11 protein-coding genes are annotated in these 17,368 nt (G+C 34.1%); 2 read left to right on the top strand and 9 right to left on the bottom strand.

Annotated features, from left to right (window positions below; genetic code table 11):
• Window positions 1-19: 19 nt before the first annotated feature.
• Window positions 20-1,315, top strand: coding sequence for a tyrosine--tRNA ligase (gene tyrS / locus Q0910_RS16620; RefSeq protein WP_299218869.1), 1,296 nt, complete (start codon window positions 20-22; stop codon window positions 1,313-1,315).
• A 78-nt stretch (window positions 1,316-1,393) separates the two neighbouring features.
• Here tyrS and Q0910_RS16615 read toward each other — a convergent pair whose 3' ends face one another.
• From Q0910_RS16615 to Q0910_RS16600, 4 genes are all read right to left on the bottom strand, one after another.
• Complete coding sequence (locus Q0910_RS16615; RefSeq protein ID WP_299218866.1) at window positions 1,394-2,245, bottom strand: M12 family metallopeptidase; 852 nt, start codon at window positions 2,243-2,245, stop codon at window positions 1,394-1,396.
• 216 nt (window positions 2,246-2,461) lie between these two features.
• Entirely contained in the window at window positions 2,462-2,911 is a 450-nt protein-coding gene (locus tag Q0910_RS16610; protein WP_299218864.1) for a YHS domain-containing (seleno)protein, read from the bottom strand.
• Between the two features lie 240 nt (window positions 2,912-3,151).
• On the bottom strand, window positions 3,152-4,132 hold the full coding sequence (locus Q0910_RS16605; RefSeq protein ID WP_299218862.1) for an acyl transferase: 981 nt from the start codon (window positions 4,130-4,132) through the stop codon (window positions 3,152-3,154).
• Between the two features lie 151 nt (window positions 4,133-4,283).
• Window positions 4,284-4,619 (bottom strand): T9SS type A sorting domain-containing protein, encoded by a 336-nt coding sequence (locus Q0910_RS16600; RefSeq protein ID WP_299218860.1) that lies wholly within the window; start codon window positions 4,617-4,619, stop codon window positions 4,284-4,286.
• A gap of 306 nt (window positions 4,620-4,925) precedes the next feature.
• Here Q0910_RS16600 and Q0910_RS16595 point away from each other — a divergent pair, with 306 nt between their 5' ends.
• On the top strand, window positions 4,926-6,332 hold the full coding sequence (locus tag Q0910_RS16595) for an MATE family efflux transporter (RefSeq protein ID WP_299218858.1): 1,407 nt from the start codon (window positions 4,926-4,928) through the stop codon (window positions 6,330-6,332).
• Window positions 6,333-6,407: 75 nt separating this feature from the next.
• Here the strand turns inward: Q0910_RS16595 and Q0910_RS16590 are convergent, their stop codons facing one another.
• From Q0910_RS16590 to Q0910_RS16570, 5 genes are all read right to left on the bottom strand, one after another.
• Window positions 6,408-8,321 carry a hypothetical protein gene (locus Q0910_RS16590; RefSeq protein ID WP_299218855.1) on the bottom strand — a complete coding sequence of 638 codons (1,914 nt, stop codon included), beginning with the start codon at window positions 8,319-8,321 and terminating at the stop codon, window positions 6,408-6,410.
• A 26-nt stretch (window positions 8,322-8,347) separates the two neighbouring features.
• Window positions 8,348-11,197 (bottom strand): TonB-dependent receptor, encoded by a 2,850-nt coding sequence (locus Q0910_RS16585; protein WP_299218853.1) that lies wholly within the window; start codon window positions 11,195-11,197, stop codon window positions 8,348-8,350.
• An 835-nt stretch (window positions 11,198-12,032) separates the two neighbouring features.
• Window positions 12,033-13,196, bottom strand: coding sequence for a multidrug transporter (locus Q0910_RS16580; protein ID WP_299218851.1), 1,164 nt, complete (start codon window positions 13,194-13,196; stop codon window positions 12,033-12,035).
• A 44-nt stretch (window positions 13,197-13,240) separates the two neighbouring features.
• Entirely contained in the window at window positions 13,241-16,096 is a 2,856-nt protein-coding gene (locus Q0910_RS16575; protein ID WP_299218848.1) for a TonB-dependent receptor, read from the bottom strand.
• Window positions 16,097-16,479: 383 nt separating this feature from the next.
• Window positions 16,480-16,842 (bottom strand): nicotinic acid mononucleotide adenyltransferase, encoded by a 363-nt coding sequence (locus Q0910_RS16570; protein ID WP_298310812.1) that lies wholly within the window; start codon window positions 16,840-16,842, stop codon window positions 16,480-16,482.
• Between the last annotated feature and the right edge of the window lie 526 nt (window positions 16,843-17,368).

Below are 17,368 nucleotides of genomic sequence, written 5' to 3'. Positions count from 1 at the left end.
CTAATTGAATTATATTACAATGGCTGTAAACTTTATAGAAGAACTACGCTGGAGAGGGATGCTGCATGATGCTATGCCCGGTACAGAAGAATACCTAATGGAACAAATGAGAGCGGCATATGTAGGGTTTGATCCTACTGCAGACTCTTTACACATAGGGAATCTAGTGCCTATTATGTTATTAGCACATTATCAACGTGCTGGTCATAAACCTTTTGCTTTGGTTGGTGGTGCCACCGGAATGATTGGAGATCCATCTGGCAAATCAGCTGAACGAAATCTTCTAGACGAAAAAACCTTACGACACAACCAGGAAGCTATAAAATCACAGTTGGCGCAGTTTTTAGATTTCGAGAGTAATACTGCTAATGCTGCCGTATTAGTTAATAACTATGATTGGATGAAAGATTTTTCATTTCTTGATTTTATTAGGGATGTAGGTAAGCATATTACTGTAAACTATATGATGGCTAAGGATTCTGTAAAAAACAGAATTTCTTCGGAGTCTTCTGATGGAATGTCTTTCACAGAGTTTACTTATCAATTAGTGCAAGGATATGATTTCTTGCATTTATATAGAGAACATGAATGTACGCTACAAATGGGTGGTAGCGATCAATGGGGTAACATCACTACAGGTACTGAGTTAATAAGACGTATTGGTGGAGGGAAAGGATATGCACTAACCTGTCCATTAATTACGAAGTCCGATGGATCTAAGTTTGGTAAATCTGAAGGAGGGAATGTTTGGCTAGATGCCAAAAGAACGTCACCATATAAATTTTATCAGTATTGGTTAAATACGAGTGATGAGGATGCAGAGAAGTATATCAAGATTTTTACTTTTTTGACCAAAGAAGAAATCGAAAGTTTAGTTGCGGCACACGCTGAAGCTCCGCATCAGAGAATTCTTCAGAAAAAATTAGCAGAAGAAATTACCATTATGGTACATTCTCAGCAAGATCTAGATAATGCCATCAAAGCATCTAATATATTATTCGGAAAATCTACCTCTGAAGACTTGAAAGGATTAGATGAAGCTACATTCCTGGATATTTTTGAAGGAGTGCCTCAAGCTGAAACTTCTAAAGACTTAATCAATGATGGATTAGATATCATTGGAGCATTAGCAGAACATACAGGATTCCTGAAGTCAAATGGAGAGGCAAGGAGAGCCCTTAAAGAGAATTCTATCTCAGTAAATAAAGAAAAGGTAAAAGAAGGGTATTCTATTACTTCTAATGACTTGATTAATGATCAATTTGTTTTACTACAAAGAGGAAAGAAAAACTATTTTGTAATCAGAGTAGTATAGTGTATTCTAAGATTTAAAGATATTATAAAAGGCGTATATATATTTATATACGCCTTTTCCAATACTATGAGGCGAAATTTAGTTATAAATTTTATTTACTACTCTTACATCTCTAGTGCTTAGTCCATTTCTCTGTACATTAAAGGTGCTTCCATTCTTTCTGGTAATTGTAGGTTGTCCATTTTTAGAGAAAAAGAAAGAACCGTACATCATTACTGATCCTAAATCAAAATTTGTAGTCTTTACATTAGAGGCAGATTCTTTTCTAAAATTTCCTTCTCTACCAGAAATGATATTCTGAAAATTAATGGTCACATTTTGATCTCGTCTTGGATGCGATTGCTCGTGGAACATACCTACAGCATGGCCGATTTCGTGGATGGTATTTCCAGTAGAACAACCACCGCCTACAGATATAATCTGACGACCACCTATTTTACCGATATAAGAATAACATCCTCCATCATCTGTAAAATATACATAATTACGTTGGTTCGTTCTCTTTACAAAACGAACTTTAGTTTTGTTTTTCCAATGATTCATTGCATTGGTTACGCGACTTTTATTGGGTAAACGATTATCTATTAGATAAGGAACAACATAAGTATTTCCTGATTTTGGCCATCTTCGAGAAGAATTATTAAGAATGGTTCCCTTTTCAATACTATTGGTTTCTTCTACTTGTTCTGGGGATAAGATCATATCTCCCAAAACTAGATTACCGCCCACTTCACTAAACTCCGTTTCAGTACCAAAGAAAGGCTTAATAATTATCGGCTCATTCGAAGTTAACGGGTACTTTTCTAATGAGGTGTTGGATTTTGGTAATTCTTGTGTCACTTCTTCTGATACAGAATCGTTTTGGCAATTTACAAATAATAGTACAGATACTCCTAAAGCAGTTACGCTTATAAACTTGTTGATTTTCATTGTGTTAAAATTTAAGTTGGATATCTATAACGAGTAATTCGTACTTAATATTTTAAACCTACAGCATATTTAACAATGGTATTTTATCAGATTTCAATGCTATAATAACTCAAAAAAAACAAAGCCTGCAAGAATCTCTTCTTAGCAGGCTTTGTCAACTAACCAATCAATTATTGAAAAAAACTTAGCATTCTATATGTATATCGATAGTATCGATTATTTTTTCGTTTTTATTTTTTGCCAATTTATATCAGCTTTATTCTTTAAATCTTCTGCTCCCTCTTTATTCCATTTAGTTAAGGTATTGACTCCCCAAGAATTATAGAATAAATACAACTTTCCATCTCGTATTTCGTATGTTTCAGGATCAATATCCACTTTATCCGCATTCACTCCTATTGCATAAGCACAGTAACCTCCATATTGTGGAATAAACTTTTCTGGGTTACTTTTAAACTTTTCCAGATTTTCCTGACTTACAAATTTATATTTCACATTATCATGAGTAGTAATAAATTTACTAGCTCCTTTTATCGCTTTATTGTTAAAGTACTCAGTAACATCGTATCCTTCTGCAACAAATCCTTTTTTGACATTGTAATCAATCTGCTGTGCAGTTATAATAGTAGTTAATCCTAAAAACAGTAAGACAATGAACTTTTTCATTTTGTGTAATTGTTTTTTGTTGTTACAACCATTCAGTCGTGAAAAAATCAGAACATTACAACTTTAACATAATTATAAGTTTTTAGAAGATAAGGGATGGTATCCAATATTCTTTTAATCTAAAATTACTTACACTTATAAATACGTCTTGGAAATATAAAAGTTGCAGAAAAAAAGGATATATTATAAAAAGTTAGTCTCCATCTCTAGTTATTGAAAAAACTGGTGATTATGAAATGCTTATAATGCCATTAAATTACATCCTCTAATATCACTATGATCAAATCTACCAAGAATCTCAAAACTATCAGTATCATGGATTTTTCCAAGATCTTGAGTAGCGATAAATGAACAAGAATTTATGTTAGCCAGGTCAATAATATTAACACCTCCGGTTTTATCAGCCGGCAGTGGAGTTAAAGCATCTTCGGTATCACGAATTGTGACTTTCATCCAAGGCGGACAATAAAAAATTCCGTCACCTTTAGAATACGCTTGGGACAATAATTCAGTCATGCCGTATTCGCTATGAATTTTGGATACTCCAAAACCCTTTTTTAGAACCTGATGCAGTTCTTCACGAATCATTTCTTTTCTTCTACCTTTCATTCCCCCGGTTTCCATGATAATCGTATCCTTATTTAGTGGGATGTCATAGTTTTCGACAAGATCTAATAATGCAAAAGAAACTCCAATAAGTAATACTTTTTTACCTTGTTTGGTTAGTTGTTTTAACATGGTTACCAACTTTTCTGTTTGGTCCAGATAGAATCCACTTTTCGGTTCCTGACTTTCTTTAATTAGTTTGTCTGCCATATAAACTAATGAAGAACCTTCACGTTCTAGATAGGATGGTAAAAGAGCCAAAATTGTATAATCTCTGATATCTCCATAGAAATGCTGAAACCCTTTTCTGAAACTACTTTCATAAATATTTAAATTAGTCACATAATGTTTACTAGTGATGCTTCCTGTGGTTCCGCTACTGGTAAAAATTTGCTGAATATTAGATGGAGAACTAACAATTTTTTCTTGCTTGAAAAATTCAATAGGCAGAAATGGAATATCACGGCTGTTTTTTATGGAACTTTTAGTAACTCCCAAAAGGTTACAAAATCGCTGATATATCGTGCAATTAACATATTGATGTTGAAAAACTCTCAATGCGGCCTTTTCAAAATCCTGATCATTCTGAATTGTAAAAATAGTCTCAGCCAGCATATGAGTTGATAGGGTGTTTTGTTTAAAACAAAGGTATAAAAAAACACTCTGTATGAATAGAGTGTTTTTTATATAATATTTTAATTTTTGGTTAGATTACGAATATTATATTCTAATGTCCGTAATAGAAAAAATATGATTTACTAAGATGCTATTGCCTTACCAGTTTTTGGACATTTGTAACATTACCAATCTTCATTCTAAGGACATATACTCCTTGTGGTAATGCTGCAATATTTAATTTCTCCGTAGTAATAACCTTATACAATACTGTTTTACCTAAAACATTAAAAACTCTACAGGTAATTGACTTTCCGGATTTAGACGTTATATTAAGAATATCACCCGATATAGGATTAGGAAATATTCGAATCTCTTCTTCTTCTTCTTGGTCAGTAGTATTAAAAGATGATTGGGCCTGCACTCCAGTAGAAAAGGAGAGGCTAAAGACACCAATAAATATGAGTAGTAAGTAGATTTTTTTCATAAAAAACTTATTTTGGGACTATAAAAGTACAATATTTTATTAATAATTGAGTTAGAGAGCTCATTTTTTAATGTTAAATCTCTGCAAATAATAAATTTGCTTTCACATGTACGGATTTACCTTCCTTTAGTTAAGGTTTGTTGTTTGTTTTGTGGTTTCGTAAAAAAAACGGATATTTACACTATTATGAAATTATAAAGAATTATGTACGTCTTTTTGGAAATATCGGTCTCGGTATTATTAAGCTAGAGAAACTTCTCTAGCATTTTCCATCTATTTCTTTTTTTAAACGTAATTCTTTTTCTTATGACACAAAATAAACTCACCCTTACCAAACTATTTTCTTATTTTAAAATAGCTATTACGGGCAAAGAACAACAATTTACTTCTGGCAGTATCCGTAGAGCTGTATTTATGCTTGCAATTCCTATGATTTTAGAAATGATAATGGAATCTATTTTTGCATTAGTAGACATCTATTGGGTTTCCAGTCTTGGGGAAAATGCGATTGCAACGGTAGGGTTAACAGAATCGGTTATCACTTTAATTTATGCTGTAGCAATTGGTCTCAGTATGGGAGTTACTGCTATCGTAGCTCGTAGAGTTGGTGAAGAGGATATCGAGGGAGCATCTCAGGCAGCAGTACAAGCTATTTTTTTGGGGATCCTGGTAGCTGTGATCATTAGCGCGATCGGAATAGTTTTTCCGAAAGAGATTTTGGCACTTATGGGAGGTGAACCCGATTTGATCGCGGATGGATACGGATATACGCAGGTTTTATTGGGAGGAAACATAACTATTATGTTGTTATTTTTAATCAATGCCGTTTTTCGAGGGGCAGGTGATGCTTCGGTGGCTATGAAAGTGTTGATTTTTTCTAACCTTTTAAATATTATTCTTGATCCACTTTTTATTTTCGGTTTTGGACCAATTCCAGGTTTTGGAGTACAGGGCGCTGCGATAGCTACTACTATAGGAAGAGGTAGTGCAGTGCTGTTACAACTAGTAATTCTTTTCTTTGGCTGGAGTAAAATTAAAGTAACTTTTAAGGATGTTGTTTTGCATTCTAAAGTGATGATTAACTTGATCAAAGTATCTCTTGGAGGAATTGGTCAGTTTATTATAGGAACATCCAGTTGGGTGTTTTTAATGAGAATTATGGCAGAGTTTGGTAGTGAAGTTTTGGCAGGATACACTATTGCAATTAGGGTATTGATGTTTACACTTATGCCTTCTTGGGGGATGAGTAATGCTGCTGCGACACTCGTAGGTCAAAATCTTGGAGCTGGTAAACCTGAAAGAGCAGAACAATCCGTGTGGAAAACAGGAAAGTATAATGCTTATTTTATGATATTTGTATCCGTACTTTACTTAATCTTTGCCGAGGTTATTATCAGAATTTTTAGTGTAGAACCTGAAGTTGTAAAATACGGAGCATTAAGTCTTCGTGTAATTGCTGCCGGATATGTTTTCTATGCATATGGCATGGTGGTGATTCAATCATTTAATGGTGCCGGAGATACTAAAACACCTACTATTATTAACTTTTTCTGCTTCTGGGTATTTCAACTTCCGTTTGCTTATTTGGCCGCAATTGTTTTTGATTGGGGAGCAATGGGAGTGTTTTTAGCAATTACTTTTGCCGAAATTTTAATAGCCGTAGTTGGAATTATATGGTTTAAAAAAGGGAATTGGAAATCTGTGAAAGTGTAACTATTATATATAAAAACACCCTCAATAGAGGGTGTTTTGTATATAAAGCGAGATTTTTTCTCTTTATCTTATGATCTAGTTAGTAGCCCAAGCAAAATCAGCTGCTACAGTTGTAGAAGTACTATATGTCGTAGCTTCTACTGCGTCAGCACCATCAACTTGTAAGTTAGATGCAGGTGCACTATCTCTAAAATCAAACTGCGTGTCAAATCCAGTTAAAGAAAGACCAGTAATAGTAGCTCCAGAATTGTTTTTGATTTGAATTCCGGTTCCACCCATAGTTGAAACTGCAGTAAAGTTTACAAGTGTTGGGTTGTTATTAACACCATCAGCTTCGATCGCAGTAGAGAAATCAGCGATTGTGATGTTTACGAATGTATTCGTAAGCGTACCATTCCATCCTTCAGTCCAGTCTACAGCATCATCTTCAAGGTTTTCTGCGTAGAAATTGGTCATATTTACAGTTCCTCCGAAGAATTCAACTCCGTCATCAGAACCACCGATAACTGCTACGTTAGTAATGGTTGTTCCACTACCTACGGCATATAAAGTTAAACCGTTAAACTGAGAATCGGCATTGATTTGTGCTCCAGTGTCTTTAAGTACAAGATAGTTGATTGTACCAGAGTTATCAGTATCATTGTTTCCTCCATAAACAAGACCACCTACTTCTGCAATTGCATCTACACCTTCAGTAGTTGTAGCATCTCCACAAATAAGTAATCCACCCCAAGCTTCACCATCGTTTGATTCCATTACTACTGGATTAGCCATAGTTCCTTCGATGTCGATAGAAGCATCCTTTAATACAGCTAAGTAGTTTGCAGTTCCAGACTCTGAAGTAATTGTAGTTCCAGCTGGAATTGTTAAAGTAGCACCGTTACTTACTAAAACTGGTCCGCTTATTTCATATGCAACTGAAGCATCAAGTGTAAGATCACTAGAAATAGTAGCTGGAAGTACGTTACCAGAACCAGTTCCTGCATCTATAACCCAAGCAAATAAACTTGCGTTTGTAGAAGAAGTACTAAATACTGCATCATCAGCAGTATCTGCATCAGCACCGTCAATTTGTAAGTTAGAAGCAGGAGCGCTGTCTCTAAAGTCGAAAGAGGTATCAAAACCAGTTAGGGTTAATCCATTGATAGTTGCACCAGAATCATTTTTGATTTGGATTGCTGTACCTCCAGTAGAAGAAATCGCTGTAAAGTTTACAAGTGTTGGGTTGTTATTTACACCATCTGCTTCGATCGCAGTAGAGAAATCTGTAATTGTGTTTAAAACATATCCGTTAGTAAGTGTTCCATTCCAACCTTCAGTCCAGTCTACAGCATCGTCTTCATTGTTCTGTAAGTACAAGTTAGTTACAGATACTGTTCCACCAAAAAATTCTACTCCATCATCAGTACCATTAATGATCGCTACATTATCGATAGTAGTTCCAGAACCAACGGCATATAATGTAAGACCATTAAACTGAGAATCCGCATTGATCTGAGCACCAGCATCTCTTATTATTAAGTAATCGATGTTACCTGAGCGATCAGTATTGTTAGTACCACCATAAATAAGGCCACCAACTTCTGCAGTAGCGTCTGTTCCTTCGGTAGTTGTAGCATCTCCACAAATAACTAAACCACCCCAAGCTCCTGCTTGGCCATTAGAACGCATAATTACAGGATTTGCTGCTGTTCCTTGAATATCAATATCAGCTCCTTTTAATACTGCCAGGTAATTTTCTACACCTGCGTTTGATACGATTTCAGTTCCTGCAGGAATTGTAAGAGTAACTCCTGATGCAACAGTTACGGTTCCTGTAATTGTATATTGAACGCTAGCATCCAATGTACGATCGGCACTAATAATACCATTTAGAACAGAATCATCTGTTGGTGTAGGAATTATTCCTCCATCATCATCATCTCCACAGGAAACAAGAAGTAATCCTGTAAGTAGTGCAAAGCTTAATAATTTACTAAAAGTTTTCATCATTGTTTATATTTAATTAATAGTTTTTAAAATTTATAACTAAGACTCAGAGAAGTTTCTATTCCTGTAGAATAGGATAAAATGGTACTTTCAAATTGATCACCACTAACAACTTCTTGAATGAATTGCGTTCTTTTTATCGTTGGGTTTAATAAGTTTTTGGCAGTTAGACCTAAACTCCAGTGTTCATTAATTTCTTTATTAGCTATAAAGTCTAATGTCACAAAACCTTGTTCTATAATTTCCCCATTAAAAAACACATCTGGTTGCTGCTGATTTCTAGGAGCTCCCAAGGCGAAGATCTTATCTGATGTATAATTCCCGGTAAGGGTAAGTTCGTATGGAAATTCTTCTCCAGAATTAAAGGTTAATGATACGTTAGAGATCCAATCGGATGCTCCTTCTAATCCTATCTCAGTTCTATCACCATATTTAAAAGTTTGCTCTAATGTTCCATCTTCTCTTATTACATCCTTTAGATCTTGTATGTGATCTAGATAAGAAATATTACCACTAAGTCTTAAATTGGGATTTGATTCTCGTTTCTTGATGATATATACTCTTCCTTCAAGTTCGAATCCTAAAATACGAGCACGATCTCCAGTGTTGAAGTAAGAGAAAATATCTTCTCCTCCTCTTTGTAAACCACGGTTTATAGGATCTTCAATTCTTTTGTAGAAAGTACTAAAAGATAATAGTTCATCACTTTCTGGAAAAAATTCTACTTTGAAATCTACATTGTAGTTTGTAGATCTTTCTACATTAGGGTTTCCTTGAAATACCTGTCCAACTTGAGAAACATACTGAAAAGGAGCGATTTCTTTAAATTCAGGTAACGTCTGACCTAGGCTTCCTGAAACACGTAATGCTAATTTTTCGTTTACTGCATATTTTAAGTTGACATACGGGTAGAGATTATCATACTCTTTATTAGAAGAACCAATTCTAGCCTGACCTGTAAGAGGATTTACAAAATTCCCTACATCAAAGTTAACGTCAATTTCATCCTTCTGATAACGAACACCAACTTGCGCTGTAAACTTGTTAAATGTTCCTGTAAAGTTTGCGTTTCCAGAGTAAGAAAGAAGTTCTGCATCATAGGTGTCTATTGGCTGGGTATTAAGCTGTAGTGCTCCGTTGTCAAAATTTTGTTGAGTAAAAATATCACTTATGGCATCTATAGAAGTTGGATTAATTTCAATGTTACCCTCTTCTACTCCGAAAAATTGGGATAAGAAGTCTCGGGTTTTATTCCTAAAATCACCTCCTATATTTAAAGTAAAAATATCTTCTTCATCTTCATTTTGCTTAAGAACCCATTGATCAGAAATTCTTGCATTAATTTCTTGATCTGTAATTTCTTGTACAGATTTTCTTTGTTGAAACCCTCCTGTAAATCCAAGCTCTATAATTCCGTCTTCATTCTCAGGCGTATTTGGGTTATCATTGAGGATATTTACCTCATTACGAATTCTGTTCGGTTCATTAGCTACTAAATAATTGAATCCGGCCGCCCATTCTAAGTTGTTCTTTTCAGAAAGAGTATGCTCTCCGATAAGCTGAGTAGCTGATAAAAAGGTGTTTTTTATATTTTGATCTCTAATGAATTGAGATCCTTCTTCAATATTATCTAATTCTTCAAATATTTCAGTAGTACGTTCACGCCCAGCTTCTAAAGTCTCTTCGAAAACTTTGTTAATGGCAAAAGTGTTAAAAGATAATTTATGGTCATCACTAATTTTATACTGACCGTGTAACATCGCTGTCGAGTTAACTACACGTAACCAGCGTTTTAGATCATCTTCGGGTACGTTATCTCTTAGATTTCCTTGGTCGTATTCTCTAAATAAACCTTCGCGATACTCATAATCAACTGATTGACCACCACTAAAGTAAACTTTAAAATTTCTTGCCTCACCTAATATTCCTCCAATATTAAAACCAAACCCATAGTTAATAGGAGTACTAATTTCTGTTGTATTCCAAGATTGCTGTGTTAAAGCATTTACAAGGTTACTGGCTTCAAATTCACGACTATATATCCCTAAAGAAATATCATTATTGTTAGCCGTAGTTTTAAAGTTGCTGAAAACATCATTATCCGCCACGTTAGAATTTACTCCTGCGCTAACACTCACACCAATGTCTTTGGTTTTTGTAACTTGTTTAGAAACAATATCTATATTTCCAGAAGCGAGATCTGCTGAATTTGAAGGAGCAAAAGTTTTGCTTATTGAAACATTTCCTATAAATCTCGCTGGAAACAGTTCTAAATCTATATTTTTTTTATCGATATTGTCTGATGGTATTGGTAATCCATTAAGTGTAGTACTTAGATAACGATCACCTAAACCACGGACATAAATATCACCCGATCCTTCTCCTTTAGAAACACCTGATATTTTTGTTGTAGCAGCGGAAGCATTAGAAACTCCAAGCCTTGCAAGTTGTTCTGCTCCAATACTCTCTTTTATCTGAACAGCATTCTTTTGTTCTAGTAAAAGAGCTTCTTCTCTTTCTCTACTTGTTTGAACTTTTATAACTACTTCTTCTAACTCCGCCGTAGTGGCGCTAAGGCCAGTATCGATAACTATTACCTTGTCAGGCTCTACCACTACGTTAGGAATACGTAATGTTTTATAACCATTAAAACTGAATTCTAATGTATGTGTACCAGGAGGGACGTTGGTGATTTCATACTTTCCATCGAAATCTGTCGAAGTACCTAAGGTAGTTCCAACAATTACAATATTAGCAAAAGGTAGTGGTTGATTATTTGCTTCTTTGTCTAGAAGTGTTCCGGCGATTGATCCGGTTTCTTGTGCAAAATTTAATCCAAGATAAAACAGTGCAATTACTGTGAAGATTTTTTTCATTTCGTATTCGTAAAATTCTGTTACAAATAAATACGGTTTTACAGTAAAGAATCTTATCCTACTATTATCCTTAGTTTAAGGGATTGTAATTTTGAATAGAATGGTGAGAAATAGAGTTTTTGATATTTTTTTTAATCTATTTTGGCGTACCATAGCATTGCACTAGTCCTTGTAAATCCTTTGTTTACCGTGACTTTTGAATTTTACTTTTTACTTTAATAAATTGACAATTTGTTTCAGGAAATGAACAACTTTGGGTTTTGGTAGTTTTGTAAAATATTATATAAACATTATCACAACGTTAAACGGGTTAAAATGAATATATCTGTCTTAACAATTGGATAAACTTACAATACGAATAGTTGTAATGTTTTTGTGTTTTTTAAAGAATTAGTTGGAATTTTATAATGAGGAGTAATGACTTTGCGGCTAATCTCTTAAAAACATTAATTTTTAAGATTTTATAAAAAAAGAGAAGGCTGAAGAGAAACATTATTGTTGTTGGATAATAATGATCTTCCAGCCTTCTACGAACACGTTTCTTTATATCTAATAGCTAACTCAAAATATTCAAGAAAGTAGTATGTCCTGTATGCTATGATTCTGATTGAATGTTATTTCAAAATTTTATTACAAATAAATAAAGTTTGTTTCAGTTGTACTTTATTTGAGTATTATACTTGTATTATGAGAATGTAACTTAAATGCAAGGAATGAAAAGAAAAAGTTAAGGGGGCTGATTTTTTATATAAGAAAAATAAAAATAAGCTGTTTGAAAAATATTCAAGTACTTTTCAAACAGCTTATTATTGGCTGATTTTTTAGGGTATATTATTTAGTTACGAGTCCATCCAGAATTCCATGAGTTGTAATCTGCACCGGTTCCATTACCAACACCTGTGATTACATCTGCTTCTCCAAAAGTAGCTCCAGTGTCATTTTTAAGAGTTAGTGTAATATCGTCAAAGGTGATATCTGTAACAGAAGTTTCATTGCTTAATACACCGTTTCCAGTCTCGGTATCATCAAGGTCAAAACCTTCTGCAAAACCTTCTAACAGTACATTTGTAAATATAGCTCTTGTTCCAGCACGTAATCTGATTGCTTCATTCTCGTTAGAAGAACCAAGTCCATTAATGGTTAGGTTTGTAACTGTAGGAGCTGACCAAAATACAGGATTTGAGTTGTTTCCTATATCTGTATTAAAACCGTCACCTTCTATTCCTTTATCATGAGATTGTCTATGCTCGATATATACATTTGTTAATGTTCCAGTAAATCCTTCAGTCCAGTCTACAGAATCATCCTGTGCACCTACAACAGATATAAATGAAGCGTTAACCGTTCCTCCAAAAAATTCTACTCCATCATCTGCTCCTTCAAAAGCTTGTATGTACTCTATTGTAGTTCCGTTTCCTACTGCGTAGAATGAAAATCCATTATTCTCTGAAGCTGCATCTGCTGCACCACCAGAATATTCGATACGAACGTATCTAAGGATCCCTGAGTTGTCATCTACTGCACTACCGCCATATGGTAATCCTCCAATTTCGGAAGTAGAAGTTGCGTCTCCTCCAACAACAGAGTTTATCGGTGCTTTACCTAATAAAATTAAACCTCCCCAGTCTCCAGGATTAGGAGTTGAGGTAGCAGAAGTAAATACAATTGGGTTAGAAGAAGTTCCTTCTGCGTTAATTATTCCTCCTTGTAATACAGCGATGTATACATCAGATCCGGTTGCTGCACGCACAACTACGCCAGGCTCTACGGTTAACGTGAATCCTTCAGGGACAATAAGAGCACTAGTAAGCGAGTACTCAGTATTTGACTCAAGAGTAAGGTCTTCTGTAAGAGTACCTCCTATAACTTCACTCGTAGGATCAACAGGAGAACCGTCACCATTAATGTTAATCGTTATGTCTGATGTGTCGTCACTTGCACACGCTGCGAAAAGCATTGCAATGACAGTGATTTTTAAAAGAAATATGTTTGCTTTCATGATTTTTATTTTAATTAATTGTATTCGTGTTCGTTTTAATTGGGTTAAAATGTATATTTAAATTGTAATCCGATATTTACTCCTCTTTTATAACTAGATAGCGCAAATTCATCTATTGGATTGATTTCATTATTTGCATTTCTACTAAATGGAATGCCTAAAGTGGTAAGTACATCTTCTGATATCGTAGCATTTTCTCGAACTCTTTCAATTGTTGGGTTCAACAGGTTTTTAACACTAAGGTTAATTTCAAAGTTGTCACGTACTTTGTTTTTCCAAACGAAATCTAATGTCGGTACTCCTTTTTCAACTATGTTTCCTAATTGTCCTGCTCCTAATGCATCGATACGATCAGAAAAATAAGAGAATACTAAGTTTGCTACAGGTTTATAATCTCCAAAAGTTGGAGTATAACTTACATCCGCATTGATCAAAAATGGTGATGCACCTTGTAGTTGATCAGAATCTCTATTAAAATTGGTATTGAAGGTTCCTGAAACAGTTTTTAAATCTTGTTTTGTAGCTGTATACGTAACGTTTAGACCTGCAGAAAGAAGACTTTCTTCTTCAGTATTTAATAACAATGCTTTACGCGCTTCTAATTCAATACCAAAAACTTCTGCTTTATCTCCTGTTCTAAAGAAACGTTGTGTTCCTGTAGCATCATTTGCAGATACTAAGTTTACAGGGTCATTAATTTGTTTTGCAAAAGCAGCAACAGAAAATATCTGACCTCTATTAAAGAACCATTCGTATTTTAAATCTAGATTGATAATAGAAGAGAATGCAGGATCATTTAATAGGTCTGGATTACCACCGATACGATCAGTTACATTTTCATATACAAATGGAGCAACCTCTTTAAATTCTGGATTAGAAACTGTTCTACTCACAGAAAAACGTAAATTTTGATCCTCGTTTAATGCATATTTTACATTTAAACTTGGTAAGAAGAACGTTTCTGTAGCTTCATTACTTCCAGGGTTATTAAATGCAAGATTGATTACATCGTATTCAATGCTTTGTTTGAATGATTCTACACGCAATCCAGGAACAAATGTCCACTTTTCTCCGTATTTATAGATTGCATTAGCATATACGGCGTGTATATCTAAGTTTCCGGTATAAGTGTTTTCTGGAAGCCCCGGAAGGTTTGTGTTTCCTAATCCAGCTGAAGGATCTAAAGCATTTATCACTACTGTATTATAGGTAACGCCCAAATTATCAATATTAAAAATTGAATTGAAATCATTAACATCGGTAACTTCTGTTCTTGGTTCAAGAATACTTAATCCAAAACGTTGATTATCAAAATCCCGCTGTTTTATACGTCCATTGTATCCAAAATTGAAGGACAAATTTTCTGATTGCTCGTATGCTACGTTTATGCGTCCGTTCCATTCTTGGTCTTCAATATTTTGGAAATAGCGTTGGTTATCAAAATCGACATTACGGAAAAGAACAGGATTTGTACTAGGGTCATTATCTAATGCTAGGTCAAACTGTTCTACCGCGATACGTTTTCTATCTGGTTGACGAGCAAGAACGCTATTAAAACCAATTCCATAATCTACTTTTATTTTTTCATTAATGTTACTAACTCCAGATAGTTGATTCACATAAATCATGTCTTGTTCGAATTGAACATTCTGTGTAAAAAAACCAAAGTCGTCAATATCTGCAATAGTATTTCGATTAAATCCTTTCCCATCAATTCCAAAACGACCTACCTCGTCTGTTGCATCATTAATGAATAAGGAAGTAAACTTTATTCTATGATCAGGATTAATACTATATACAATATTTGCCATTGCAGTAGTAGTACGGCTATATTCAAAGCTTTCAGCATCTCTAAATATTTGATTCTCTGCGGCAGTAACATTTGCCGCTTGTCCTCTTGCGTATTCATAACTACTTCCAAAAGAAGCGGTTCCAAAGATGCTTAGTTTTGATTCCTCACCAATTTCCCAGGATTTTCCCGCTGTAATTGATCCAGAAAGTCCAACCGGTCCTTCTGATGAAATAGGATCAATACCGTGAGATAGTACAACAGCAAATGGATCATTTTTATATCTATTGTAAAATCCAAAGAATCCCGTTCCTTCACTTTTTACGAACTTTTCTCCGATTGCAGCTGTGTTTATTGTATTACCTAGATCTACATTAATATATGCTTTTCCGACATGTTCTTTGGCGATAATATCTACATTACCTGCTGCAAAATCTCCATAAAAATTAGCAGCATATGTTTTGCTTACGCCGATGTTCTGAATAACATCAGATGAGAAGAGACCAAGATCTATATTTTTCTTGTCCACATTATTTGCGGGTAATGATAAACCATTGAATGTAGTGTTCAGATATCTATCTCCAAGACCTCTAACATAAACATTACCTCCTCCTTCTTGTTTTGAGATTCCAGAAATTTTAGTAACAGCTCCAGCAGCGTTACTCACACCTTTGTTCGAAAGTTCTTGGGCTCCAATGCTCTGTTTCTGAACTATAGCACCTTTTTGGTCTAAAAGAAGTGCTTGCACACTTTCTTTTTTTCTACTAGTTGTTTTGATAACAACTTCATCTAAGGCTGCTGCACTAGCACTAATTGATGCGTTTACAGTAGTAGTTTCATTTGGTTTTACGATAACTTCTTTTTCAAGTGTTTCATATCCAACAAAACTAAATTCTACAACGTATGTTCCGGGGTCTAAATTTTCGATGGTATACAATCCATCAAAATCAGTGGTTGTTCCTTTACTAGTTCCTTTTATCAATACATTGGCAAAAGGTAAAGGTTGATTATTTGCTTCTTTATCAAGCAAAGTACCAGCTATGGAGCCGGTTTCCTGCGCACTAACTATTCCAACAACGAATAGTGCACAGAGAATTACAATTTTTCTCATAACGTGTTCTAAATTCGGTGCAAATAACGTTAGCTATTGTTACCTGTGCGTTACTGAAAAATTAAATAAGAGTGATTATAATGTTATGTAATTGTTATCTGTTTTTGACTAAGATTTACATTTTTATAAAAAAACCAGTCAGTTGTTGTTTGTGAAGTTCTTTAAAGGTAAGGGTTTAGCATAAAATTTTTGATGATTACCTAATTGTTAAGAGCTTCGTTTTAAGGATAAGTGATATATGAATGTGGTTTTGGTCAAAGACAAGATTTGTACATTCTGTTTGGAAAAAATAGCGTTTTAGTCTTTATAAGGTTTGAAGTTTTTTAAACAAAAAAAAGCGTTCATAAATTTATGAACGCTTTATATGAAATATTTTAGCAAATTTAATTATCGTTGTAATTGACAACTACATCGCTTTTGTTAGACCAAGTGGTTACGGAAGCAATATTATTATCAGTATAATTTACTTCTGATAGTTTTTCGTTACTCCAGAAAAACCATTTTCCTGTCTTAACTCCATTAGTATATTGTCCCATAGCAATTTTCTTACCAGTTGCATCATAAGATTTCCATTCTCCGTGAAGTTTTCCTTCTTTATTATAAAACCCTTGCTGACGTACCTCGCCGTTTTCGTAAAAGTAAGTGCCTTTGATAGCATCACCTTGCTTTTCGAAAGTAGGTTTTGCTTCTTGTGCCATAATTACTCCGGAAAAAAGGATTGCTAGTGTTAAGAGTAAATTTTTCATAATATATGTTTTATTGGGGGTGTTCTTAATATTTACATTACAAATGTAACATTAATTTTACTTTTAAGCAACCTTTACGTAACATTAAATTAACATTGAATCAATAAATATTTGATTTTAAGCAACTTGTGATGTTATGAATATGTGTTTTTATTGCATGTGAAACAGTTGAAGACAAAAAAAAGATCAATAATTATAAAATATACGAACTCAGTTATCATCAAGTCCGAGACAGAAGTATTAATCACTACAAGTCTCTTTTATAAATTTAGTTAACCCATAACTTTGCGGAAATACTATGATTTAGGGATTGTAAAAGGATTCTGAAAATATTAATATAATTTTGCTCGTATTAACTAATTATAAAAATTATGATAAATGTAGCGGGAAATCACATAATGTTAATCATTAGGTAATTAAGATTTTAATGATAATTTAGGGCTAAATGATTTTGGATTACATTAAAAAAGATAACATTTCAATAACATACGAGTAGATTTTTAGTAACATTTTTGTGCTTTATAAG

The sequence above is a fragment of the uncultured Aquimarina sp. genome (genome assembly GCF_947495315.1).
Taxonomy (GTDB): domain Bacteria; phylum Bacteroidota; class Bacteroidia; order Flavobacteriales; family Flavobacteriaceae; genus Aquimarina.
The sequence above is the reverse complement of the archived record's forward strand: the minus strand, read 5'-3'. Positions and strand labels throughout refer to the sequence as shown.